Origin of the sequence: Arenibacter arenosicollis, from assembly GCF_014397245.1 — a bacterium.
Lineage (GTDB): Bacteria > Bacteroidota > Bacteroidia > Flavobacteriales > Flavobacteriaceae > Arenibacter > Arenibacter arenosicollis.
The window spans coordinates 161,385-187,135 of record NZ_JACLHY010000006.1 but is presented as its reverse complement, the minus strand read 5'-3'; the positions used below and the strand labels follow the sequence as shown (position 1 = coordinate 187,135).

General features: G+C 38.6%; 19 protein-coding genes. 5 read left to right on the top strand and 14 right to left on the bottom strand.

Annotated elements, in window-relative coordinates; translation table 11 throughout:
* Nucleotides 1-19: 19 nt before the first annotated feature.
* The 8 genes from H4O18_RS08605 to H4O18_RS08570 all read right to left on the bottom strand — a co-directional run bounded on the left by H4O18_RS08605 (nucleotide 20) and on the right by H4O18_RS08570 (nucleotide 10,978).
* Entirely contained in the window at nucleotides 20-1,420 is a 1,401-nt protein-coding gene (locus H4O18_RS08605) for a tetratricopeptide repeat protein (protein WP_187583494.1), read from the bottom strand.
* 95 nt (nucleotides 1,421-1,515) lie between these two features.
* Nucleotides 1,516-2,697: an aspartate aminotransferase family protein gene (locus tag H4O18_RS08600; RefSeq protein ID WP_187583493.1), complete on the bottom strand. Its 1,182-nt coding sequence runs from the start codon at nucleotides 2,695-2,697 to the stop codon at nucleotides 1,516-1,518.
* A gap of 11 nt (nucleotides 2,698-2,708) precedes the next feature.
* Complete coding sequence (locus H4O18_RS08595; protein ID WP_222942373.1) at nucleotides 2,709-4,727, bottom strand: OstA-like protein; 2,019 nt, start codon at nucleotides 4,725-4,727, stop codon at nucleotides 2,709-2,711.
* Between the two features lie 111 nt (nucleotides 4,728-4,838).
* Nucleotides 4,839-6,110, bottom strand: a complete 1,272-nt coding sequence (locus H4O18_RS08590; protein ID WP_187583491.1) for an adenylosuccinate synthase — start codon at nucleotides 6,108-6,110, stop codon at nucleotides 4,839-4,841.
* A gap of 16 nt (nucleotides 6,111-6,126) precedes the next feature.
* Complete coding sequence (locus tag H4O18_RS08585; RefSeq protein WP_187583489.1) at nucleotides 6,127-6,582, bottom strand: Fur family transcriptional regulator; 456 nt, start codon at nucleotides 6,580-6,582, stop codon at nucleotides 6,127-6,129.
* Between the two features lie 41 nt (nucleotides 6,583-6,623).
* Nucleotides 6,624-8,828, bottom strand: a complete 2,205-nt coding sequence (locus H4O18_RS08580) for a RelA/SpoT family protein (RefSeq protein ID WP_187583584.1) — start codon at nucleotides 8,826-8,828, stop codon at nucleotides 6,624-6,626.
* Nucleotides 8,829-8,872: 44 nt separating this feature from the next.
* Entirely contained in the window at nucleotides 8,873-10,105 is a 1,233-nt protein-coding gene (locus H4O18_RS08575) for a M48 family metallopeptidase (protein WP_187583487.1), read from the bottom strand.
* A 63-nt stretch (nucleotides 10,106-10,168) separates the two neighbouring features.
* A complete protein-coding gene (locus H4O18_RS08570) occupies nucleotides 10,169-10,978 on the bottom strand; it encodes a TrmH family RNA methyltransferase (RefSeq protein WP_187583485.1) in 810 nt (269 codons plus the stop codon).
* A gap of 74 nt (nucleotides 10,979-11,052) precedes the next feature.
* Here H4O18_RS08570 and H4O18_RS08565 point away from each other — a divergent pair, with 74 nt between their 5' ends.
* Nucleotides 11,053-11,856: a DUF6503 family protein gene (locus H4O18_RS08565; protein ID WP_187583483.1), complete on the top strand. Its 804-nt coding sequence runs from the start codon at nucleotides 11,053-11,055 to the stop codon at nucleotides 11,854-11,856.
* A gap of 72 nt (nucleotides 11,857-11,928) precedes the next feature.
* On the opposite strand, the gene H4O18_RS08560 is transcribed toward H4O18_RS08565, so the two are convergent.
* The 3 genes from H4O18_RS08560 to H4O18_RS08550 all read right to left on the bottom strand — a co-directional run bounded on the left by H4O18_RS08560 (nucleotide 11,929) and on the right by H4O18_RS08550 (nucleotide 17,417).
* Nucleotides 11,929-13,227, bottom strand: a complete 1,299-nt coding sequence (locus H4O18_RS08560; RefSeq protein WP_187583481.1) for an amidohydrolase family protein — start codon at nucleotides 13,225-13,227, stop codon at nucleotides 11,929-11,931.
* A gap of 10 nt (nucleotides 13,228-13,237) precedes the next feature.
* A complete protein-coding gene (locus H4O18_RS08555) occupies nucleotides 13,238-16,186 on the bottom strand; it encodes an amidohydrolase family protein (protein ID WP_187583479.1) in 2,949 nt (982 codons plus the stop codon).
* 163 nt (nucleotides 16,187-16,349) lie between these two features.
* On the bottom strand, nucleotides 16,350-17,417 hold the full coding sequence (locus tag H4O18_RS08550) for a DUF3810 family protein (RefSeq protein WP_187583477.1): 1,068 nt from the start codon (nucleotides 17,415-17,417) through the stop codon (nucleotides 16,350-16,352).
* 71 nt (nucleotides 17,418-17,488) lie between these two features.
* On the opposite strand from H4O18_RS08550, the gene H4O18_RS08545 reads away from it, so the two are divergent.
* Together H4O18_RS08545 and H4O18_RS08540 are read left to right on the top strand one after the other, a co-directional pair.
* On the top strand, nucleotides 17,489-18,949 hold the full coding sequence (locus H4O18_RS08545) for an aminoacyl-histidine dipeptidase (RefSeq protein WP_187583475.1): 1,461 nt from the start codon (nucleotides 17,489-17,491) through the stop codon (nucleotides 18,947-18,949).
* A gap of 162 nt (nucleotides 18,950-19,111) precedes the next feature.
* Nucleotides 19,112-19,573 (top strand): CBS domain-containing protein, encoded by a 462-nt coding sequence (locus H4O18_RS08540; protein ID WP_187583473.1) that lies wholly within the window; start codon nucleotides 19,112-19,114, stop codon nucleotides 19,571-19,573.
* Between the two features lie 138 nt (nucleotides 19,574-19,711).
* Here the strand turns inward: H4O18_RS08540 and H4O18_RS08535 are convergent, their stop codons facing one another.
* The 3 genes from H4O18_RS08535 to H4O18_RS08525 are packed head-to-tail and all read right to left on the bottom strand — an operon-like array spanning nucleotide 19,712 to nucleotide 22,388.
* Entirely contained in the window at nucleotides 19,712-20,818 is a 1,107-nt protein-coding gene (locus tag H4O18_RS08535; protein WP_187583471.1) for a peptidylprolyl isomerase, read from the bottom strand.
* A gap of 11 nt (nucleotides 20,819-20,829) precedes the next feature.
* Complete coding sequence (gene gldI / locus H4O18_RS08530) at nucleotides 20,830-21,375, bottom strand: gliding motility-associated peptidyl-prolyl isomerase GldI (RefSeq protein WP_187583469.1); 546 nt, start codon at nucleotides 21,373-21,375, stop codon at nucleotides 20,830-20,832.
* Entirely contained in the window at nucleotides 21,372-22,388 is a 1,017-nt protein-coding gene (locus H4O18_RS08525) for a DHH family phosphoesterase (protein ID WP_187583467.1), read from the bottom strand. Before H4O18_RS08525 ends, gldI begins: the two co-directional genes overlap by 4 nt.
* A gap of 714 nt (nucleotides 22,389-23,102) precedes the next feature.
* On the opposite strand from H4O18_RS08525, the gene H4O18_RS08520 reads away from it, so the two are divergent.
* The gene (locus tag H4O18_RS08520) at nucleotides 23,103-24,041 is read left to right on the top strand and encodes a calcium/sodium antiporter (RefSeq protein WP_187583465.1); all 939 of its coding nucleotides are present in this window, start codon (nucleotides 23,103-23,105) and stop codon (nucleotides 24,039-24,041) included.
* Nucleotides 24,042-24,063: 22 nt separating this feature from the next.
* Nucleotides 24,064-25,683, top strand: coding sequence for a carboxypeptidase-like regulatory domain-containing protein (locus H4O18_RS08515; protein WP_187583456.1), 1,620 nt, complete (start codon nucleotides 24,064-24,066; stop codon nucleotides 25,681-25,683).
* Nucleotides 25,684-25,751: the final 68 nt, after the last annotated feature.

Below are 25,751 nucleotides of genomic sequence, written 5' to 3'. Positions count from 1 at the left end.
AAAAACAAAAATAGTTTATTTATCTGGAAGCATTTTTAGCATCTTCAATTAAGTTTTGGGCCCATTCGGTGTTGAAGAATTGAGGGAATTCGTCCTCAAACAAATGAAGTTGGTCTATATCTATTTTTAGGGCGTTTAACAATCTATATTGAGCCCTGGGGAAATCGCTTATAAGCAAATAGAATCCAGCCATTTTATACTGCATTTCGCATCGCTGAGGATAAAATTCATGGCCTTGGAGCAATATTTCTATTGCTGCGTGAACATCTAGGTTTTGTACAGCTACATCGGCCCAATGAAACCAAGTGTCAAATTCGTAGTTCCCCAAGTCCACGGCCTGTTGGTAAGCATAGTATGCCTCATCATTGTTTTTTAAGGCAGCATGTATCTTGGCGCATTTTTTCCAATATTTGGTATTTTCTCCATCAATATTTATGGCCTTATTGATGTAGTACAATGCTTTTTCGTAATTCTCTTGTCTTATGTAGTAATCCGTAATGGATAACCATCCTTTATCCAATAATGGGTCCTCATGAACTGTCCTGTAATAATAGGATTTGGCCAACTCATCATTATTTAATTTTTCATGGCATCTGCCTATCCTTAAATAGGCATGGGAAGTTGGGTCTTCAATGGTAATGGTGGTCTCATAATTCTCAATGGCCTCATTGTATCTACCCATTTTTTCCAATACTTTTCCTTTTTCGAAGTAAGCACCAATAAAGGTGTCATCGGAAATTATGGCAAAGTCAAAAGCAGTCAAGGCTTCCTTGTGCATCTTTTTGGTAAAATACATTTTACCCAATTGGTGCCATGCAACTTCGCTATATGGGTTTCGTTCCAGATAGTCGTTTAGGTAAACAATGGCTCCGTCATAATCCTCAAGAAATTCAAAACAATAGATTACATTGTAAAGTGATGAATAATCTTCCTCATCAAAGGAAACACACATCATGAAATTTTGTTTGGCGTCTTCAAAATTATCCATGAACAGATACTCCATTCCAAGTAGTGAATGGATGTCAAAACTGTCATCGGTTAAATTTAAGGCATGGTTTAAAAGAGAGACTGCTGCTTCGTGATTGTCCTTTTTAGAATAGATATTGGCCCGTTGAATGTATATTTCCTCGTTGTTGCTATCTATCACCTGCAGTTCATCCAACATTTTTTCAGCCAGCTCCAGATTATTTTCAAAAACAAGGACCTCTATAGACAATAACTTCAGTTCAATACTGCCAGGATGTTGTTGTAGCCCTATTTTAATTGCCTTTTTTGCCAAGGCAATCTTACCGTTATTAAGATAGTGGTGAATAATATCTTGAAAATCTTCCGCATCAAAGAAGTAGACATCGTCTGTCTTGAGCATGGATTCAAACTTAGCAATTGGTTGCCCTGGTCTCTCGTTTTGTTCTAACGCCATAGGAACTTCTAGTTATTCATTGGAACTAAAGTAGTCTATTGAAACCCTTTATTCCGACAGATTTGGTCTATAATATTAACAAATTAGTTAACAATTTATTGTTTAAGGCCGTCCAATACCTCCAAAATCAGTTCACAGCCAAGTGTAATTTCTTCAATGGCAATGGTCAACGGAGGAGATATGCGAACCGCATTTGGTTCAAAAAGCAGCCAGAATAAAATCAGGTTTTTTGCAGCACATTTAAGTACAACTTCATTGGCTATTTCTGAATTTTCCATTATTAAGGCCAACATTAGGCCCTTTCCTCGAATTTCCTTTATTAGTCGATGTTGTAAAAGTTTCCTTAACAGATTTTCTTTTTCCAGGGATTCTTGGATAAGTGTGCTTTCCGTTAACTCTTGCAAGGTGGCCAAGCAGGCAGCTGCAATTACAGGATTCCCGCCAAAGGTGGTAATATGACCCAATTTTGGGTTTTCTGTTAATGTATGCATCATTTTGTGCGAGGCAACAAAGGCTCCTACCGGCATACCACCGCCCATGCCCTTGCCAATTACAAGGATGTCCGGAACACAATCAAAATGTTCAAAAGCGAACAATTTTCCCGTGCGCCCAAATCCAGGTTGGATCTCATCTAAAATTAACATGGCACCTACTGCAGTACATCGTTCCCTTACCTTTTTTAAATATCCATTTTCCGGCAATATAAAACCAGCTCCCCCTTGTATGGTTTCCAAGACCACACCGGCAGTTTTTTCCGTTATTTTTAGTAAATCCTCTTCGGAATTAAAACGAATAGATCCGACATCTGGAATAAGTGGTCTAAAAGCACTTTTACGCTCTTCATAGCCCATAATGCTCAAACTTCCCATCGTATTTCCGTGGTAAGCATTCTTGGCGGCAAGAATTTGGCTTCTACCTGTAAATCTTCTGGCCAATTTCAATGCTCCTTCAATGGCTTCTGTCCCGGAATTAACCAAATAGGTGGTCTCCAAAGGGGAGGGGAGTTGTTGTGCCAAAAGCTTGGTATAGGCTACCGCCGGTTCCTGAATATATTCCCCGTAGACCATGACGTGCATATATTTTTGCAGTTGTTCCTGAATGGCATTTACCACTCTTGGATGACAGTGCCCCAAGCTACAAGCGGAAACCCCTGCAACAAAATCTAGATGCGCATTTCCTTTGGAATCGTAAATATAACTGCCTTTGGCATGTGAAATTTCCAAGGCCAAGGGGTGCGCAGAAGTCTGTGCCTGGTACTTATAATAATCCTCTATCATTTATCATCGCTCTAATGGTCCAAAACCCTAAAAATCCAGGTTTCATCCAAATATTTGCCGTCGAAATTACTTTCACGGGAATCCAGTGCTTCCTGCCATGAATTAAATCGTTCTAAATACACATAGTGATATTTATTAAAATTTCGGAAGAAATATTTAGGTTCCAAGCCTTTATCTGTAAGGTTTTTTAAAAATTTTTCATAATTTTTCTTGTTCTCAAAAACATTGGCAATTAAATAGTAGCCTGGATCCAATCCGTCTTCCTTGTTGCCCTCCTCATAACGTTCCTTCGTTTTTGCTTCCGCAGGTGCCGTCTTTGTCACTTGTTTCTGTTGGTCTTTTTTGTTCGATTCCAATTTTTTCTTCAAGGGATTGGGAGGTAGTGATTTTGAAGAATTTATGGAATCGCGTATTCTTTGGTCTTCTATAGCTTCAGACGGATCTACGTCCAAATCTATTGGGTTTTCCACCCCTTTGATGGTAGCCAGTTTAATATTGTTGTCGTCCTCGTCAAATATGTCCTCCTTCTTCAGAATTCGCTCATCTCCCCGCCAAATAAACCCCTTTAGTAGCCTACTGTTTTCAGGGATGTCTTTTTCTGGGAAAATATCGCCATCGGGATTGGTGATAAAAGTAATATCCTCTATCTCATTGTTGGCAAGGGTCATTCTAATGGCACTGCATATGGTTTTGTCGATGCCAATAAGTTCCTGGTCATCATTGTACATGTAATAGATGACCTCGGTGTTTTTTACAAGATCAATAAGACTTAATTTATTGTCTATAAATTTTCCAAAAAGATCTTTGCCCTTGGCCTGATTGTACCCTACTTTCCCGACAGTATCCATGGAAATTACAAAGGCATTATTGATAACCTTCAAGGAGTCTAATTTTTCTGTTTCCAAATTGGATAGTAAATGAATACTATCCCCGGTCATTTGATTTTCGCCGTTCCAAATAATAGGTTTGGTAATTAATTGGGTGATACCGGTCTTTTGGTTAAAATGTATGGAATCGCACTTGCCACTTAAATCGGTCTTATAGAATTTTGCATTCCTGAAAGCCCTAAGAATACGCTGTTCTGGCTTTCCAGTGATCATTAGGGTGTCACCGTGCATATATAGGGAATCCTGCTCCACCAAATTTATGGAAACTGCTCTTTTGGTGGCAAATACAGAATCTTTGGCCTTGTATACTTCTGCATAGTGTGCCCGGATCATTCCATTGTTTATGGTATCCCTTATGATAATATTGTTCGTAGCCGAGGCAAATTCTGTCTTCTTATCAAAATATAAACTGTCTCCCGTTATTATTCGATTATTATAGTCTATTCGGGTATTTTTAATTCCGTAACCATTTTCAATTTTGGTGTCATAAAACCCGCGTTCACAGTACATTTTATAGGTTTCACCGGTGATGGTAGAGGGACCGTATAAATAAGCGTTTTTGGAAACCGTATAATAATCCAATTGTTTGGAAACCAATTTAAATTCTGGGTTCACCAGGTTTACGCTATCTAAAAATTGCGATTTCTTAAGTTGTGTAAAGTAGCGTCCAATTCTACTGGTCAGGGTATTGGAAGAATCTACTACAGTTCCATAATCTTTATAATATGCCTCCTGTTTTTCCCTGTCAAATCGTAAGGTGTCCGTAGTAAGGGTCATGCTGGTATGGTTCAACACAACATTTTCCCAGGCCTTGGCAAGATTTAAATTGCCATCGTAATCTATTTTTCCACTGGTTAATTGTACGGAATCTCCCTGCTGCAGTTTAATGTTCCCAATAGCCTTTAGCCTATTTTCTTTTTGGTAATAGATTGCAATATCGCACCATAAATCAGCTCCTTCATGCTCAAATTGCACTTGCCGATCATCTTTACTAAAGATGGCCGCACCGGGATATTGTTTTTCATCTTTGGTGAAATTGGCTCCATAAACAATGTTTATTTGTTTAACCTCAGTCTTCGGTTCCTGGGCCCAACCATTCCAACAAATGAATACTGTGAATAAAAAGAATATGGACTTAAGCAATGTTTAAAATTTTGGTCAAAAATAGTATATTTTGAGGGAGGAAGTTATAGTTTGGGATAGTTTTAATAAAATGCCTTTAACAAAAAAGCCATCTTAAAAGATGGCTTTTGATTATCGATATATGGTCTGAGTCCTATCAGGTCCTACCGAAACAATCTTGATGGGGACTTCCAATTCTTTTTCCAAGAATTTTATGTAATCCATTAAGGTGTCCGGAAGTTCATCGGACTTGCTCATTTTGGTCAAGTCTTTTGCCCACCCTTTCATTTCCGTATAAACCGGTGTCACATATTCCGGTTCTATGCTATATGGCAAATGTTTTATTTGATTTCCCTTATAGTTGTAGGCCGTACACACTTTTAGTGTTTTAAATCCACTTAGTACATCCGCCTTCATCATCATCAATTCTGTTACCCCATTAATTTCAACAGCGTATTTAAGAGCTACTAGGTCTAACCATCCGCAACGTCTTGGTCTCCCTGTGGTTGCGCCAAATTCGTTTCCGACCCTTCCCATGGTTTCACCGTCCTCGTCAAAAAGTTCTGTGGGGAACGGACCACTACCTACCCGTGTGGTATAAGCCTTGAAAATACCCAAAACACTGCCAATTTTATTTGGTGCTACACCCAGACCAGTACAGGCTCCCGCCGCTGTGGTGTTGGATGAGGTTACAAATGGATAGGTTCCAAAATCGATGTCCAATAAAGACCCTTGTGCACCTTCCGCCAATATTTTTTTGCCTTCCCGCTGGGCATTAAAAATATACTCCTCACTATCTATGAAGGTTAATTTTTTTAGTTCTTCAACAGCCATAAAAAAGTCGGCCTCCAATTCCTTTAGGTCATATTGGATCTCTACATTGTAGAAGCTGATCATAGCCTCGTGTTTGTTGGCCAATGACCGGTATTTTTCTTTCCAATCGGAAAATTCCAGATCACCTACCCTCATTCCGTTTCTTCCCGTTTTGTCCATATAGGTTGGGCCAATGCCCTTAAGGGTAGATCCGATTTTGGCCTTGCCTTTGGCCGTTTCGGAAGCGGCATCCAGTAAGCGATGGGTAGGCAAAATTAAGTGTGCTTTTCTAGAGATAAATAATTTCGACTTAATATCTAGATTGAATTTCTTAAGATTATCGAGCTCTTTTTTAAAGATAACCGGGTCTATTACCACACCGTTACCGACAATGTTAATAGCCGTTTTGTGAAAAATTCCGGAAGGAATGGTGTGCAAAACGTGTTTTATACCATCAAATTCTAATGTGTGGCCAGCATTGGGGCCGCCTTGGAAACGTGCAATAATGTCATAGTTTTTGGTTAAAACATCAACTATTTTCCCTTTTCCTTCATCTCCCCATTGGAGTCCTAGTAGTAAATCTACTGCCATTCTTTATGTAATTGGATTAATTATTCGTGTTCTCTTCTTTGATTCTTGTCCCGTAAAAATAGAGTGAGTGCGTATTGATCTTTATTTTGAAAACCTCCTCAATGGTCTTTTTTATACTTTGAATGCGGGGATCGCAAAATTCCATTACTTCACCAGTATCAGTAAGGATAACATGATCGTGCTGTCTGTCAAAATATGATTTTTCGTATTGGGCCTGATTTTTTCCAAATTGGTGTTTCCTTACCAACTTGCATTCCAATAAAAGTTCAATAGTATTGTACAGTGTAGCCCTACTTACGCGATAATTTTTGTTTTTCATGGTGATATAAAGAGATTCTATATCAAAGTGCTCTTCGCTATTGTAGATTTCCTGTAAAATTGCGTAGCGCTCAGGTGTTTTTCTGTGACCATTTCCCTCTAGAAAAGTGGTGAAGACATTTTTAACTATTTCTTGATTCTTATTTTCGCCCATAGCATTTACCCAGCGTTAGGGTACAAATGTACAGTTAAAATTTAAATTCTGGATACTTTATCGATGCCGTTGATCTGCTTTAGTTTATCTATAACTTTTTTAAGGATAGCATTGTTTTTTACAACAAGTGTAATTCTCCCCGAAAAGGTGCCTCCGTCCGTACTGAAATTAATATTTCTCATATTAACATGTAAATTGCCAGAAATTACCTCCGTAATTTCACTTATTAATCCCAAGTTGTCTATACCTGTCAGCTTTATTTCTACCGTAAATTCTTCCTGAGACGAATCGATCCATTTGGCGGAAATGATTCTATAGGCGTAGTTGGACTGTAACGAAATGGCGTTAGGACAGTTTTTCTTGTGCACCTTAATGCCATCATTTACGCTTACGAACCCAAATACTTCGTCTCCCGGAATGGGATTACAGCATTGGGATAATTTGTATTCCAGTTTGTCTTCTTCCTTTCCAAAAACAAGAGTATCGAATTTGGAAGTTATTTCATCTTTATGGATGTCCTCTGGAACAGGGTGCTTCCTCATCTTATTTTTGAAGAAGCTTATAAAGGCATTGCTATAGGAGGCGGCAAAATCCTTCAACATTTGATTGTCAATGGCCCCGATAGCAACCCTGTAAAAAAGATCTAAACTGGTCTTTAATTTAAAATAGATGACCAATTTATTTATAGTATCCTCATTAAGGGTGATTTTTTGGGATTTTAACTTACGCCTAAGTATTTCCTTGCCATCCTGTGCAGTGGACTTTTTTTCTTCCCTTAAAGAAGATTTTATCTTAGCCCTGGCCCTAGCTGTGGTGGCATAGTCCAACCAGCTTTGGCTTGGCTTGGCAGTATCGGAGGTTAATATATCCACTTGGTCGCCACTATTCAAAGTGGTGTTCAAGGGCACCAGTTTTCCATTCACCTTGGCTCCTCTAGTGTGCATGCCTACTTCCGTATGGATGTTAAAGGCAAAATCCAAGGGGGTGGCCCCTTTGGGAAGGGATTTTAATTCTCCTTTGGGTGTAAATACAAATATCTCTTTGGAATAGAGGTTAAGTTTAAATTCTTCTACAAAATCAACTGCATTGGTATTTGCATTTTCCAAGGCTTCCTGCAATTTGTTCAGCCATTCTTCAATACCCTGTTCTTTCTGATTGCCATGCTTGTATTTAAAATGGGCCGCATAACCTTTTTCTGCAATCTCGTGCATTCTTTCACTTCTAATCTGAACTTCCACCCATTTGCCCTTTGGGCCCATTACGGTAATATGCAGGGCTTCGTATCCCGTAGATTTTGGGGAGGAAATCCAATCGCGCAAACGAACAGGGTTAGGAGTAAAGTGATCGGTGACAATGGAATAAATTTTCCAGGCTAAAAACTTTTCGTTGGGACGGTCCGATTTGTAAATTATTCGGATAGCAAATTTGTCATAAATCTCATCGAAGGAAACATTCTGAACCTTCATTTTTCGGCGTATTGAAAATATGGATTTCATCCTCCCCTTTATATGGTAATTTAACTGCTCTTTGTCCAAAGAGTCGCTAATTACACCGGAAAAAGCATCAATATATGCCTGCTGTTCTTCTTTGGATTCTTCAATTTTACCTAAAATATCGTCGTAAACATCTGGTTCCGTGTATTTAAGGCTGAGGTCTTCCAATTCGGTCTTAATATTGTACAGACCTATTCTGTGAGCTAAAGGTGCATATATGTAAAGGGTTTCGGAGGCTATCTTTACTTGTTTATGCTCAGGCATGGAATCCATAGTGAGCATATTGTGATACCTGTCCGCTATTTTTATAATAATGACCCGTACATCATCATTTAGCGTTAAAAGCATTTTTCTAAAATTCTCAGCCTGTTGGGATATGTTCATATCCTTTTTTAGGTGGGCAATTTTAGTTAGTCCGTCCACAATCCGTGCTACGGTTTCCCCGAACATACGCTCTATATCTGCGAGAGAATACTCCGTATCCTCAACAACATCGTGCAATAGTGCCGAGGCAATGGAAACGGCATCCAAACCTATCTCGGAGGCTACTATTTTGGCAACTGCTATAGGGTGAAAAATATAAGCTTCGCCAGATTTTCTTCTTTGATTTTTATGTGCATCCACAGCAATATCAAAGGCGGAGCGTATCAATTTCTTATCCTCATCGTTAAGATTTTGATAGCTTATGCGGAGCAATTCCTTGTATTGCTTGGCAATCTCCTTATTTTCTTTTTCTATTGCAGCTTCGGTCATCATAAATTAAAAATAGCACAAACTAAGATAGTAGACAACAAAAATTATGCCTTTAAGTTTTGAATTCTGGACATTAGGGTCGGGTGGGAATAGTGCATAAAAACATAGGCTGGGTGTGGAGTGAGATTGCTTAGACTATTTTTTGATAATTTTTTTAGTGATGTGATCAGGGGTTTGGAGGCAAAAGTGTTTTTGGCATAATCATCTGCCTGATATTCAAATTTTCTGGACATGAAGTTCATGATCAATCCAGTAATTTCAGAAATCGGGCTATATAATATTCCGAAACCGATCAGCGCGGCATGAAAACTAGGTTGTGAAACACCAATAGCCAAAGATACCTGAGGATTATTTATGAAAATGGACAAAATAAATAAGGTAAGGCCAGTAAGTAAGATGGAGGCAGACAAATTAAAGATGATATGCTTCTTTTTATAATGTCCCACTTCATGGGCCAGCACAGCTACAATTTCATCCTCTTCAAGATCGTTGATCAGCGTATCGTATAGGGTAATTCTCTTTTCTTTACCGAAACCCGAAAAATAGGCATTGGCTTTTGTGGATCGTTTTGATCCGTCTATGACAAAGATATTTTTGAGCTCAAAGCCCACATTTTTGGCATAGGCTTCAATTTTACTTTTTAAACTACCTTCCTCTAAGGGAGTTTGTTTGTTAAAAAGTGGAACTATGAGTTTACTGTAGAACAGGTTCATGAAAAGGGAAAATACGGCAACGAGGGCCCAGGCATAGATCCAAAAGTTGGTTCCCGCCCACTGAAAAAACCAGATGACCAATGCCAATATTCCTCCGCCTAAAATCATCATCATGATCCATCCCTTAATTTTATCTGTCCAGAACAACTTTTTAGTACTCTTATTGAAGCCAAATCTTTCCTCAATAACAAAGGTGTGGTAATAGGAAAAGGGGGTGGTTACAATATCATTCCCAATCATGATTATTCCAAAAAATATCAGTGCAATTACAATCGGGTTGTCACTAAGGCTCCTAGCCATCGTATCTATCCATTCAAATCCCCCAAAAATCAAGAAGAGCAAGGTCAACGTTATTGAGAAGATAGAGCTGACAAGTCCAAAACGATAGTTGATTTTTTTGTACTCCTGGGATTTTCGATATTCTTCTTGGTCAAACACATCGCTTAATTCGTTTGGTACAACATCGGAATAGCGTTTGGCATTCAAGTACTCCAACACGGTTTCAATGAAAAATTGTATTACCAATATGGCTATTATGATATAAAAAAGGATGCTACTGTTCATTTAAAAAAATAGTGGATTTGAATATTAATATAAGGGGTAGCTTATTTTATGCTGATTCTATTTCTAGAACCCCCTTTGTCTCCTTGCTTCAAAGATAAGTATTGCAGCGGATACGGAAACATTCATGGAGTCTATTTCTCCGTGCATTGGAATAATAATATTTTGCGAGGATTTGTTCAGCCATTCCTCGGATAAACCGGTAGCCTCTGTGCCCACGACAATGGCCGTTGGTTGGGTGAAATCCACTTTTGTGTATGGTTTGGAAGCACTTAAGGCTGCACAATTGATGGCTATGTTGCGATTTATTAAATACTGAATGATCTCCTGCGTGGAACCTTGGGCCAAATTGGTTGTAAAGACACAACCAACACTGGACCGAATTATATTGGGATTGTACAGGTCGCTTTTTGGATTCGCAATAATTACGGCATCCAGATCGGCGGCATCCGCAGTACGAAGAAGGGCTCCGATATTGCCAGGTTTTTCTGGTGCTTCTGCTACCAGAATTAAAGGGTGGTCGTTTCTGAAATTCAATGATTCCAGGGAATGTTCCTTGGTTACTGCGACTGCCAAAATGCCCTCCGTGGTATCCCTATAGGCCAATTTCTGAAAAATATCTCTTGAAATGGCTATAATTTCTGGCTTAGGTGAAAGGCTTTGTGTTAAACCCAAAATAGTTTCATGGGTAATTAACTCAGGGTAAAAAAGAATGGTCCTAAGATTATATTCGCCTTTAATGGCTAGCTGAAGTTCCTTGACCCCCTCTATAACAAAAAGCCCATTTTTTTTTCGCTCACGGGATTTTTCTTTTAATGATAAGATGCTCTTTACTAGAGGGTTTTGAGTACTGGTGATTTCTTTAAGGTGGTTCATCGCAGCAAAAATAATATATTATTGTTAACTTAATTAAAGTTGTGCGACGAATGGAGCAACTAAAGATAAGTACGATGAAATATATGATTGTAGTGTTGATTTTGGCTAGCGTGTTATCCTGTAAGATGGAAAACAAAGCAAAGGAAGTTGATATGGAATTGGCCAAACCTAAAGCGGAATCAAGTATAAACTTGGAGCGATATCCAGAACCATTGTTAAAGGTTTTTGAAGCCCATGGGGGAATTTCGAATTGGAAAAACAAAAAGAGTTTGGTTTTTAAATTGGGGGAGGAGCTACATACGATCGATCTACAGTCTAGAAAGGATAGGATAGACGGTCCAGGCTACGCCCTTGGATTTGATGGGGAAAAGGTTTGGCTGCAGAACGAAGAAAATGCGTTTAAGGGTGATCCAGTGTTTTATCACAACCTTAGGTCTTATTTTTTTAATATGCCTTTTGTTTTGGGGGATAAAGGTATTGTTTATGATGAAACCGAAGATTTGGTATATGAGGGGATTAATTATCCCGGTATTGCTGTACGCTTCAATTCGGGAATAGGCACCTCTTATAAGGATGAGTATTTCCTCCATTATGACCCCCAGACCTTTAAAATGGCTTGGCTAGGATATACAGTTAGTTACAGAAGTGGAGAGCGTTCCGATAATGTAAGTTGGATAGGTTATCACGATTGGACAGAAGTAAATGGACTAAAGGTTCCAAAGGAATTAACTTGGTACAGTTCCGAGGGGCGCACAATCAAAGAGCCTAGAAAACCGGTTGTATATGAAGCGATCGAGTTTAGTGGGCAGGACAAACCGGAAAGCTTTTTTGCGAAGCCTGAAAACGGAATTTTTGTTGAAGGAAAAGTACAAGAATAGTATTCCTTAAAATGGGAAAGGGGTAGAAACAAAGCGTTTTCTACCCCTTTTTTTGTATTTGTAAATCTTGGACTATTTCCCGTTATATTTTTCCATATACCTTTTCCATAGTTCCGTTTGGTGAGTTTCCAACGAAATATCCCTTCCATCTATATAGGCCTTGTTTAATTGGTTGGTCCGCATGTCCAGTGCATCGCCTTCAGAAATAAATAAGGTAGCGCTTTTGCCCACCTCCAAGGTTCCGTACTCCTTGTCTATTCCCAAAATTTTCGCCGGATTTTGTGTGATCAATTGGAGCGCTTTTTCTTGGGAAAGTCCTTGTTGAACAAGCTGTCCGGCATAAAACGGTAGGTTTCTATTTTGAAAATTTTTGGCGTTTATGTTTTGCATGGCGACCAATATTCCGGCATCGGATAACAATTTGGGTAGTTTATAAGGCAGGTCATAATCATCGTCCTCAAATACGGGTAAGTTATGCGGAGCCCTTATCAAAACAGGTATCTTATGAAGTTTTAAAAAATCGGTGATCTTATAGGCATGGTATCCACCAACCAAGACAACTTCTTTAACTCCTAAATTTTTTGTATTTGTTATGGCGTCTATGATTTCTTTTTCACCATCGGCATAAACATATAGTTTTTGTGTTCCGTTGAACAAACCTTGGGTAGCTGAAAATGCCGGATTGATTTCTGGCGACGGACTTTTTCCATAGGCCGATGCATTTTTTAAAAAGCTTACTATTTTATTTTTTTCCTTTGAATAATCTTCATTTGGCTTATGCCTGCGCTCTTGACCCACGGAGGAAGGACCTTGTTTAAAGCTTTTTGGCCAGGATAGGTGTATTCCGTCATCCGCCTTTACCACGGCATCTTCCCAGTTCCAAGCATCGAATTGCATAATGGAAGAGGTTCCTGAAATTGTTCCTCCCTTAGGTGAAATTTGTCCCAATAGTACCCCGTTTGGACGCATGCTTTCCACAACTTTGGATTCTGCATTATAGGCAATTAAACTTCTGACATGGGGAATTAACTCCCCAATTTCGTCCTTGTCATTGGAGGCCCTAACAGCATCTACCTCTATTAATCCCAACGAAGCACATGTTGCTATGAACCCTGGATAAAGATGTTTTCCACTGGCATTTATTATAGTTCCTTTTCGCGCAATTCTTGTTTTGGCATCTCCAACGAAGAAAATTTTTCCATCCTCGAACATGATAAGGGAATTCTCTATAACTTCGCCATTTCCCAAATGGGCAACAGCGCCTTCAATAGTTATAGGTTCTTTTTGTGCCGCAGCCGGTGTTTGCTGTGCAAAACCCTTGGTTGTTATGATTAAGACTGCAAGTGCTAAGGTGTTTTTTAAATTTTTCATCTTTTTATTTTTAAAGGCTGTCACAATGCAATTGCTCTTGGTTTTTTTTCTTGGGTTCCTGAGTAGGGCTGCCTTTGTCCTTCTCCTTTAACATTAGGTTGATGAGTAAGGCCTTTTCTTTTTTTATGGCTTCCCTTTGTTGTTTATCTTTTTCAAGGTCAAAGTAAACCGCACCATCGATCATCGTTTTTTCCGCTTTTGCATAAACCGATAAGGGGTTGTTGCTCCAAAGAACGATATCCGCGTCTTTTCCTTCCTTAATGCTGCCCACCCTATCGTCTATATGTAAAAGTTTAGCAGGGTTAATAGTGACCATTTTCCATGCTTCCAGCTCTGTCATGCCACCATATTTAACAGTTTTGGCTGCTTCTTGGTTTAATCGTCTGGACATTTCTGCGTCATCACTATTAATGGCAACGGTAATTCCCTGACTTTGCATGATGGCAGCATTGTATGGTATGGCATCGTTTACCTCGTATTTATAGGCCCACCAATCACTGAATGTGGATGCTCCTACACCATGCTCCACCATTTTATCGGCTACCTTATAGCCTTCCAGAATGTGGGTGAATGTATTTACTTTAAAGTTAAATTTTTCGGCTACTTTCATGAGCATATTAATTTCGCTCTGAACGTAGGAATGACAGCTTATAAAACGTTCTCCGTTTATTATTTCCGCCAAGGTTTCCATCTCCTCATCAAACCTAAAGGGCTGTCCACTTTTTTTCTTGATATCATATTCTTTTGCCCTTTGGAAATAATTAATAAACGTTTGTTCCACACCCATCCTTGTCTGCGGGAATCTGCTGTAGCTATTCCAGTTGGACTGCTTTACATTTTCACCTAAGGCAAATTTTATAAATTTGGGAGAGTTATCATATATCATTCCATCTGCGCTGGCACCCCATTTTAATTTTAGGATTGCCGATTGTCCACCAATAGGATTGGCAGAGCCATGTAAAAGTTGTGCTGAGGTTACACCACCCGCTAAGTCCCTATAAATGCCAATATGTTCCGGGTTTACCACATCTTCCATTTTTACCTCCGCAGACGAATTTTGTCCGGATTCGTTAATGGCCAAAGCCGCAATATGGGTGTGTTCATCAATGATGCCTGCTGTAAGATGTTTTCCTTTGCAATCCACAATCGTTGCTCCGCCACCTTTTAGGTCTTTACCAATTTTGGCAATTTTACCATTTTTAACAAGTACATCCGTATGCTCCAAAATACCCGCCTCCTCACTGGTCCAAACCGTGGCATTTTTGAATAAAATGGATTCTTGCTTAGGTTGATCGGAATAGCCGTAGCCTATATTTGGAAAAGTGATAGGAACTACTATTGGTTTTTCATTGACGCCATCTTTTTCTTTACCAATAAATGCAGTGGTCCTTGTGGCATTAAAAGTGGATTCGCTACCGTCTGGGAGCAATACCTTACCTGAAATATTATCAGAGTTGGAGGTTGTCATTCCCGTTAATCTGAAAACCATATTGCCTTCCTTGTTGTTAAAGGAAAGGGTGACCCAATTGTCTTCATAATTAATTTTGGAAGTCAATTTTTGTACTCCCTCCTTAAGCTCTGCCTTGGGTTTGTCCAATTCTCCAGTTATGGATAATTGATACGTTTTGTTTCCGGCAGCTAAATTGTAGTTTCCGCGGATGTCTTTAAGTTCTTTATTATTAATGATATGCTGTTGACCCTGGACCCAATTTTCATAAAGTACAGTTTCCTTGTCAAAAATATCCCCGGAACTGATTAAAAAATTAGCTTGACTACCGTTTTGTAAAGACCCTATTAAGTTGGATTTACCCAGGATTTGCGCAGGTACTGTGGTAAGTGCCTCCAAAGCCTTTGTTTTGGACAACCCATGATCTATAGCCTTTAATAAATTGTTTCTGAAGGAAGAGGTAGATTTTTGATCGTGAAGTGTTAGACCAAATGTGATGTTGTTTTCCTCTAGAACTTTAGGGTTTGTGGGGGCTTGGTTCCAAAATCGCATATCTTCCAAGCTGATATATTCAGCCAAATATGGATCCGAAACGTCATAGGGGTCTGGAAAATTAATGGGAACAATCAACGTGGCATTGGTGGCCTCTATGCCTGCTACATTTTCAAATTCATTTCCACCGGCAAGGATGGTGTAATTGATGTTGAACTTATCTCCAATTTTATCTGCCCTTAGCACATTGTCTTTATCCTTAGCTTCAAATATCTGAACTAAACCTTTGTTGGCGTTCAAAGCTTCTAGGGAAAGGTCCTTTGTAGCTATATTTCCGTGAGCGTACCAATCTGCGTCAAAGTACATTTGTCTCAAAAGTGCCAAGGTACCCATTAGGGAACTTGGATAGGCTTGGCGTTTGGCAACACTTTTGGTCAAAGAAAAGTATTGTGCGGATTTATCGGCCAATATCCTATCCGAATCATTGCCGGTATCGTTCAATGTTACCAGAGCACCACTGCCACGAGCTATACCATCTTGTATATGGGTATTTACAGTGCCAAATCCTGCTTCCCGTAATTCCTTCGCTTTTTTGTTGTCATATTTGAATTTGGAAATCGCATTGTTTTCCGGCATTATATGGTCGTTCCAGTAAAAGCCTTCCCTTGAGGGTTCGTATTGCGCAGAACGCCCTCCTGAAGGCGCTTTATTGGGCTTGTTCACACCAAAATCAGAATAGATATCAATAAAGGATGGATATATAAATTTTCCTTGTAGGTCTATTATTACAGAGTTTTTGGGAACTGTTACCGTTTTTCCGGCCAGTACAACCTTGCCTTTTTTTATTAGCAAGGTTCCCTTGTCCAATATTTTTGTGGGTGTTATAAAGATCTTTGCGTTAATGAATGCTGTGTAATTATTGTTTTCCGCTTTAACGCCATCATTTTTTGGAAAGTAATCCTGAGCAGAAAGAGATACTCCGCACAAAAATGTGACGAGTACAAAAAATCGTATTCTCATAAATAAGGTTATTCGTTTTTATAAGGCGTTAAAAATAACATAACAAATAAATAACAAGGGCTGTTTTAAGCTTTTTATAACATAAAAAATGGCTCGTGTTTATGTAGATTTGATGCGATATTCCGCATGGGTATTGGCGAATGAAATCCAAAGTGCTTATTCCTTAAATTGGGTTTTGCTGATAATAGTTTACCAAGAGTGAAACAACTGCATGGTAACTTTTTATCCCCTCTTTTTGATTGTTGGCCTTTAAAAAGGTATTGAATATAGATTTAAAAACGGGCTCTAGTGGATTTTCATGTGCCAGCCAAAAGTTGGCCACTTCCTTATAGTTCTTTTTAACTCCAGGGTTGAGTTTGTTATAGTGGCTTTCAAAGACGTTTTGGTCCCGCCTGGCAAGTTCATTGAGACAATAACTAAGGGCGTAGGCATAGGCGGAATATTTAAAATAAATATCCTCATTGTTCACCGTTACCAGATATCCAATAAAATTGGTTTCATTTTCGGCCGAAAATCCCAATTGATGGCCGATCTCATGACCACATATGACCGGAAATCTAAAATTGGGCAGCTTGCTATTAGCTTGGGCCTCATTGGTAAACGGATTTAAATACCCGCCGTAACCCATATAGGTCAAAGCCGTACTAAAAATTGACTTCTTTAAGCTGGGGCGATTATAAGTGAATAAGGGTATTTGTTTTTCAAGGGATTTATACCCCTTTAAAGTGAGGTCAAAAATTTCCTTTTTGGTATAGGGGACTTCAACAATTTTACCCGTGTCCTTGGTAATTTGAAAATGGACTTCATTGGTTTTCCGAACTAGTTGGTCTACCAAGTTCAATAAATCTTCTTGACTGTGTTTTCCGCCTATTTCCAATGTTTTGGCAACGGGTTCACGGTAATAATTTAATCCCCATAAGAGATGAAATGTAAAGTAAGCTACGGATAACACCATGGCTATATCCCTTAAAAATCCAAGGAGGTTTTTTTTAATGGCCAACCGGCTAACAATGATATAACCTACTCCTAAAATAATTAGAAGTGCGTATATTATATCACCGACGGAAAAAGGAATCCAACCTAATATAGTTCGCCAAAATCCGGAAATAACCGGATATAGCCCTTTGCTGTAATAGGTTTCTATAAACTCAGGGTAATTGCCCAACCACTTTACTATGATTACCTGAGGAAGTATTGACAGGGCAATCAGATTTTTTATTTTTTTATTCACGAATCAAAAATAACCAATAATCTAGCATGGTTGTTTTTCTATCTGTATTTTTGACTTTATAATTTATGCATATGAACAACGAAATAAGGAATTTAGAGCCTAATAATATCTGGAATAGATTTGCTGATTTAAACGCAGTACCAAGACCTTCCAAACATGAGGAACGCGTAATAGAATTTATGATGGACTTTGGAAAAGCCCTTGGCCTTACAACGACCAAGGATGCTGTGGGTAATGTAATTATAAAGAAGCCGGCCACCTCCGGGATGGAAGATAGAAAAACGGTGATCCTCCAGTCCCATTTGGATATGGTACATCAAAAAAATGCTGATACCGAATTCGATTTTAGTACCCAGGGAATAGAAATGTACGTGGACGGAGATTGGGTAAGGGCTAAAGGAACAACATTGGGAGCTGATAATGGCCTAGGGGTAGCTACCATTATGGCGCTCCTGGAAAGTAATGAAATTTCCCATCCTCCCTTGGAAGCCTTGTTTACTATCGATGAAGAAACCGGAATGACCGGGGCGAAGGGGTTAAAAGGAGGATTGTTGAAAGGTGATGTTTTATTAAATCTGGATACGGAGGATGATGATGAAATCGATATTGGTTGCGCTGGAGGTATAGATATTACTGCCACTGGAAAATATGGGGAAGAAACTTTGCCAGAAGGTTCCATAGGGTATAAAATCACTGTAAAAGGTCTTTCCGGGGGGCACAGCGGTATGGATATTCATAAAGGTCTGGGCAATGCCAATAAGATCATGAATGCTTTATTGATGCTGGGTCAGCAGCATGTTAATTTACGGGTTTCAGAAATTAATGGGGGAGGTTTAAGAAATGCAATTCCTAGGGAAAGTACCGCATTGGTGGTGGTAAATGCTTCGGAATCTAACAAGTTTAATGCAATGTTCCAGGATTGGGTCCAAGGTTTGAAAAAGGATTTTGCCACTATCGAGCCCAACCTTAGTATCGTTGCAACACCTTCGGAAACTTCAGAATCGCTTATGGAAGCCCAAGATCAGCAAGCCTTATTGAAAGCCATTAAAAATGCCCATAATGGGGTGTATGCCATGAGTGAAGCAATGGAAGATTTGGTAGAAACCTCAAATAATATTGCTAGGGTGGTTGTGAAAAATGGAACCGTAAAAATCGCCTGTTTAACAAGGTCTTCGGTGGAAGCGGGGAAGATGGAATTGGCCAATAGCCTTAAGGGCAATTTTGAAACGGCGGGATATCAAGTGACCTTAAGTGGTGATTATCCCGGATGGGATCCCAATCCTGATTCTGATATTTTAAAGCTGTTGCAATCCAAATATGTGGAATTATTTAAGGAACAGCCAAATGTTGTGGCATGTCATGCCGGTCTAGAGTGCGGTATTTTAGGGCAGAATTATCCGGATGTGGACATGATAAGCTTTGGACCAACCATTAAAGGGGCACATTCACCTGATGAGCGGGCTAGTATATCGTCTTTGCAGAAATTTTGGAAGTTTACTCTAAAAATTCTGGAGGAAATCCCAAAAAAATAGCGGGGACCTTTTAAAATTTCAATTGAATATTAATGAACACGGGATGCATAATTTTTGTCCCGACCGTTCCTAGGTATGTCTAATTTAGTCGGAACCGGATTATTTTTCTAGGTTGGCATCTTAAAATTCCTTATTTTTAAAAGAAACAAAGTTATATCCGTTATGGGAATTAAAAGTTTTCAAGGACGAAGAATTCAACAACCCAGTGAGGAACCACCTCTAAGGGTAAGTGATTATATGACCAGAAAGCTGATTACTTTTAAACCTGAACAATCCGTAGAGGAGGTAATAGTCTCCCTTTTAAAGTATAAAATTTCAGGTGGTCCTGTGGTGAACGATAATAACGAATTGATCGGGATGATTTCTGAAGGCGATTGTATAAAACATATAAGCGAAAACAGATATCATAATATGCCTAGCTCCAATTTAACGGTGGAGGGCCACATGATTAAAAATGTGGAAACCATTGACGGCAACATGAATATTTTCGACGCGGCCAATAAGTTTTTGAATGAAAAACGCAGACGATTTCCGATAGTGGAAAATGGAAAATTGGTCGGACAAATTTCCCAGAAAGACATATTAAAAGCCACCTTGAAGCTTAAATCACAGAACTGGAAATAGATTTTCTTACGATTTATTGTTTTGGACTGAGTTTGGTATATTTTCTATAAGTATCACAAAAGTTTATTAATTAAAAAGTCGCCTGTTAGTTTCCATAAATAGGAAATCAACAGGCGACTTTTCTATTGCGAAATGTGATTATTGGGCTATGCCTGTAATTTCTAGATCAAAAATCAACTTTGCATCAGGAGGGATTGGTCCGTATCCGGCTTCACCGTACCCTAAATGGGAAGGTATAAACAAGCGAACTTTATCTCCAACCTTCATTTGCATAAGGCCCTCTTTAAAACCTGGGATTATCCTTGCTTCCGGGCTATAATCCATATGAATGGCTTCATATCCACGGCCTTTTTTTCTGGCCTCGTCGTACACTCCGTATTTTTTGGCAATCTCTTCGTAATTACTATCAAAAAGTGATCCATCAGATAAATACCCGGCATACAGAACGTTTACTTTTTGACCTACCTTGGGTTGTTCTCCATTACCTTCTTTCAAGGTAAGTATTTTAAGTCCCGAAGGAAGTTCTTTGGCCGTACCTTCCTCTGTAGTAAGTTGGGCGACGAAATCGGTTTTCATTTTCTCCATTGCCTTTGCTTTTTCTTCTGCCTCGGCAAAATAATCGCTCATTACTTTTACGGCATCAAATTTTTTGGCTTCCTTACCATTTCTAATAATTTCTACGGTGTTCATGACAACATCTGTAACAGGTCTGTCGCCTTGCGCTGTTTTTACATTGGCAATGGAATCAACTACATCCATTCCTTCAACGACCTCACCAAATACAGTATGTCTGCCGTCTAAAAAGGGGGTTTCCTTATGGGTAATGAAAAATTGACTTCCGTTGGTAGTAGGCCCAGAATTAGCCATAGATAGAATTCCGGCCTTATGGTGGGTAAGTGAATCGTTAAATTCATCCTTGAATTTATACCCAGGATTTCCTGTCCCCGTTCCAGTGGGATCACCACCTTGAATCATAAAGTCTTTAATGACTCTGTGGAAGATAATTCCGTCGTAGTATTTTTTTCCTTTTAGGCTATCACTAACAAAGGGGTTTTTCCCTTCTGCAAGGGAAATAAAATTGGCAACTGTTAAAGGTGTCTTTTGGTATTCCAATTTAAGGACAATTTCACCTTGGGTAGTGGTGATATCTGCAAAAATACCATCTCCCAAATCGGCATGCTTGCTAGACTTGCAGCTGGAAAATGCTATGGATACGATTGCCAATAATAAATAAATTCTCTTCATTTTACTTAATTTTAATTGTTGTCTTTTTGTTTATCGATCTTTAAAATGGTAATAGTGGATTTAATGGGGATGTTTACCCCAATTTTATTATTGTCCCCGTGATATCCATACGCTAGTGAGGAAGGGAATAAAAACTTAGCACTTTCATTCTCTTTTAATAGTTTTATACTATTCCTCAAGCCAGGGAAAAGGTCCTGTTTGTCTACTTTATAAGTAATAGTCCCGATTTGTTCCTTGGAATAGATGGTGTCGTTACTAAAACTTACCACGTTGTATTCCATGATAACCAAGTCATCTGTTTGTGGGTAATAATTGGAATCGTTGTTCTGGGATATATAGTGGTACCACGAGCCAATACCACTTGAGAAATAGGTGTTCGTGGAATCATTTTTAATGATTTCCATTATTTGTTTTTCCTCTTTGGCCAGTAGATCCTTATTGCGTTCCACAGATTTCTGTAATATGCTTCCTGTTTTAACTTTAACCGGTTTTCGCGGTTCTGGACCACCACAACTTACAAGGGCGATAATCAGGAAAAAGAATAAAAAGTGTTTCATGCGTTTAGATCAGCTTTGTATTGGGGTAATAAAGATTTAAATAAGGTAGTGGTGTCCTCCAGGGAAACATCACTACGCCCTCCTGCTGCATTGGTATGTCCACCTCCGTTAAAATGGGCTCTGGCGAATTCATTAACAGAAAAATCACCTTCGGATCTAAATGAGATTTTAATAATTCCTTCTTCCTTGTTTTCAATAAAAATGACTGCAAACACTATTCCTTCCAAGGTTAATCCGTAATTCACAAATCCTTCTGTATCTCCCTTTTTATATTCATAGGCGTCCAATTCCTCTTGTGACAGGGTAATAAATGCCGTATTGAACTCCTCCAGGATAACCATGTTTTTTAATGCACAACCCAGTAGATGTAATCTGCTTGGAGTATTGGTGTCATAGACTTTGTTGTGTGCTTCCGTATTTTTCGCGCCTTTTTCAATTAATTTGGCAACCACTGTATGGGTGCGACTGGTGGTTGAAGAATATTTAAAAGATCCGGTATCGGTCATAATGCCGGTATATAACGAAATTGCAAGCTCCGATGTAATGCATTCTGTATCATTTAGGCCTTCAATCACATTGTAAACCATTTCACAAGTGGAACTCATGCTAACATCAGAGTAAGTAATCTTGGCGTAATCATCAGGTTCTTGGTGATGGTCGATCATTACAAATGTTGCCGACGCATCTTCCAATAATGGTTGCAATTGTCCAATCCTACCCAAGTGATTAAAATCTAAAGTAAATATAACAGTAGCCTTGTTTATGAGCTGCCTGGCCGTTGAGGCGTCTTTTTCAAAAATTATTATCTGTTCGGTTCCTGGCATCCATTTCAAAAATTTAGGAAAATCGTTGGGCACAATAATGGTAGCGTCCTGACCTTTGTTCTTCAAATAATGCCATAATCCCAAAGTAGAGCCAATAGCATCGCCATCAGGATTTTTGTGAGGTATAATTACAATTTTTTGTGGTACGTTCAATAACGTCTTTATTGCCTTTGTAATTTCTAAATTCATGGGCGCAAAGATACAATTTAATACTATATGCCATTATTCCAAGAATCTATTTTTGCAAGCTGTGTAAACCGAGGTATGCCTTATTGTTTATGTGCTATTAATTTTGGTATGAAAAATTACCAGTGACTTGGATGATATGGGTTTTGTGACTAGAATAGCGTGAATGATGTCATGCAGGATAAAAACGTCCCCTTGTAGTAGGTACGGAGACGTTGTAATAATATAGGCCTATTACATAATTTTTATTTCCGGAAAAATATGGAAATAATAAGGAACAATAAAATTTTGGTTAGTGTTATCATAATACAAGTTTTAATGGTTAATGAATAGTGTAATAATCTATTATCCATTCAAGATATACAATACTTAAGAAGATTTCCAAAACTTGATGATGGAATTAATATAATTGAATACAATATTGTAATTAAAACAAGCAATTGAATTATATTTTTTTAAAGTATATCTTGGTAGTAGTTATTATATGAAATAACAAATACAATAAAGAGTGATAATATGTAAGTAAATAATATGTTTTTTTAGATGTTTTTCAAAATGCAAGGAGGATTTGAGTGGAAAAAGTACCTTTTTTATTGTTTTCATTTGAAATCAACGTGATTTTTGAAACACATCTTATGTTTTCAAAATTTTTATTGAAAGCTGTGGTAGGAGGAAAAAGAGTCGGATTCTTGGTTATATTTGTCGGAAAACCTTTTAATGCTGGATATACTTTTTATTGTTTTAGGACTTGTTTTGTTGATTGCAGGAGGAAATTGGCTTTTAAAGGCGGCGGTTGCCTTATCTCTAAAGCTCAATATTCCGAAGATTGTTATAGGGATGACCGTGGTTTCCTTTGCCACCTCCGCACCTGAACTTATAGTTAGTGTAAATGCCGCTTTGGAAGGCTTTCCCGATTTGGCGCTAGGGAATGTTGTTGGTTCCAATATTGCCAATTTAGGTTTGGTATTGGCTATAACCGTTATCCTTGGCAGTATAGAAGTAAGGAAAAGTTTTTATACCACAGATTGGCCAGTGATGATGGTGGCATCTATGTTGTTTTTTGGTTTTATTTATTTTGATGGTGAAATTCAGAGATATGAGGGCATTGTCATGGTGGTTGTACTCTTCGTTTTCTTGGTATATCTATTACGATTTCAGAAAACTGCCGTAGTTGATGAATTGCCTGAAGATGATGTTCCTTTACCACTATATAAAACGGTATTGTTTTTGGGCTTAGGTGGTCTTGCCCTTTGGGGAGGATCAGAACTTTTGATAAAGGGGGCAGTGGGATTGGCAACTATTTATGGTGTAAGTGAGCGGGTAATTGCTGTAACCGTGGTGTCTATCGGGACCAGTATTCCGGAATTGGCCGCCTCCATAATTGCGGTGCTGAAAAAAGAAAAGGCCATCTCTTTAGGAAATCTTATTGGGTCCAATATTTTCAACCTTCTTGCTGTTTTGGGAATTACGGCAATGATAACACCAATCAGGGTAGTGGATCAACGCCTGTTGAGCAACGATATTTTTTGGATGTTGGGAATTTCTTTCTTGGTTCTTCCATTGGTGTTTTTGCCAAAGGGCCTCCGGCTAGGGTGGAAGGACGGGTTAATCCTTTTAGCCGTATACGTTGTATTTGTATATTTAACAATAACCTAAAAGACGATAGCATATTTCGCTTATGGGAATAAGATCGAACATTATAGCTTTCTTAATTTTGTTTTGTATAGTTGGTCATAGTCAAGAAAGCGATTTTGTAAGTGGAATGCTCCTCGATGCCGAAACCATAGAGCCTATTTCCTTTGCCAGTATTAGGGTCAAGAATAGGGCCGTGGGGGTAATTTCCAACAATGACGGCAGTTTTAGAATCCCCCTTAAATTTAGGGAGCTTAATGATACTTTGGAGATTACCTCTATGGGGTATGATTCCAGGGAAATTATAATTGGCGATTTAATTACGGATAAGCTCAATAGGTTGTATTTAAATCCCATGCTTATCCAATTGGATGAGGTTACATTAAAGGCTTCCAAAAAAAGAGGAAAAAGAAGAAATGCTGGAAATGATGAAAAGCCCACTTCTGCAGAAGAGATTATTGGCCAGGCCATCAAAAATATTCCGTTGAATTATCCCTTTAATCCTCAGTCCTACGTTGGATATTACAGGGACTATCAGCGGAAATCAGGAGGATATACCAATTTGAACGAAGCAATTGTTGAGGTTTTTGACAAAGGTTTCGGAACTTCTGATTATGAGGATTCCAATACAAGGATTTACGAATACTTCGGAAATACGAACTTTCCAGTTGATTCTTTAAGTGAAAGGCTATATGACTATGGTGAATATAAGACCAAGACTATCCCCAAAGCTTATTTGAAAAGTTATGGAGGCAATGAGTTTGTAATATTGCGCATCATGGATGCCATTAGGAATTATAACACCTTTTCCTATTCCTTTGTTGATCATTTGGATACCGATTTTTTAAAGAACCATGATTTTTCTTTGGAAGATGACACTTATTTGGACGGGAAAGCATTGTATGTTATAGATATATATAAGCACAATTGGAAGTTTATGGTCAGGGGGAAAATTTATATTTCAAAGGAAAACTTTGAAATCGTTAAATTGGAATACGCCACCTATGATGCTTTATTGGGGACGAGAAAAATAAGTAAGACCAGTAAAAGAATAGAGGATAGGTTACTATACCGAACTTTAGTGGAGTACAAGAAACAGGATGACAAAATGTCTCCCAGTTACATTTCCTTCAGCAATAAATTTGAGGTAAAAGTACCACCGGTTTTTACCGTCAAGGATGTTGTTATCAATTTTGAAAAGAAACACTTTGAAATTATTTTTAATAGAGTGCCCTTGCGTTTCAAGGTGCTTAAGGACAAAAATTACAATATAAGTTATAAGGGTAAGGGTATGGATATCGAAAAGGTTGTTCTTGCGGATAGTGTAACCGTTCAGTTGCATCCCAAGATGAACCTGGGAGACCAGGCCCTGGAGATTTTTTATTCTGATCCCGCGGATATTGGGAAAGATGATTTTCGTATAGTCATGGATAACATTATGGATTTGGATGGTAATAAATTGGATTTTTCCGAAACCTATTCCTTAATGCAATTCAGGGAATTTTTTGTTCAGCAGCAAAAACCGGTAACAAAATATCCGGATGAGCGACTTTTTATGGACAAAAACTGGCCTATATTTCAGGACCAACCCATTTTGAAGCCTGATAATTATGGCGATTTCTGGATGAACACCCCATTGCTTAATGAAGGTGGAGTAGTAAATTAAAGGGAATAAAAAAACCGCCCCTCTTATTACAAGAGGAACGGTCGGTAAAAATAATCAACAATTATTTT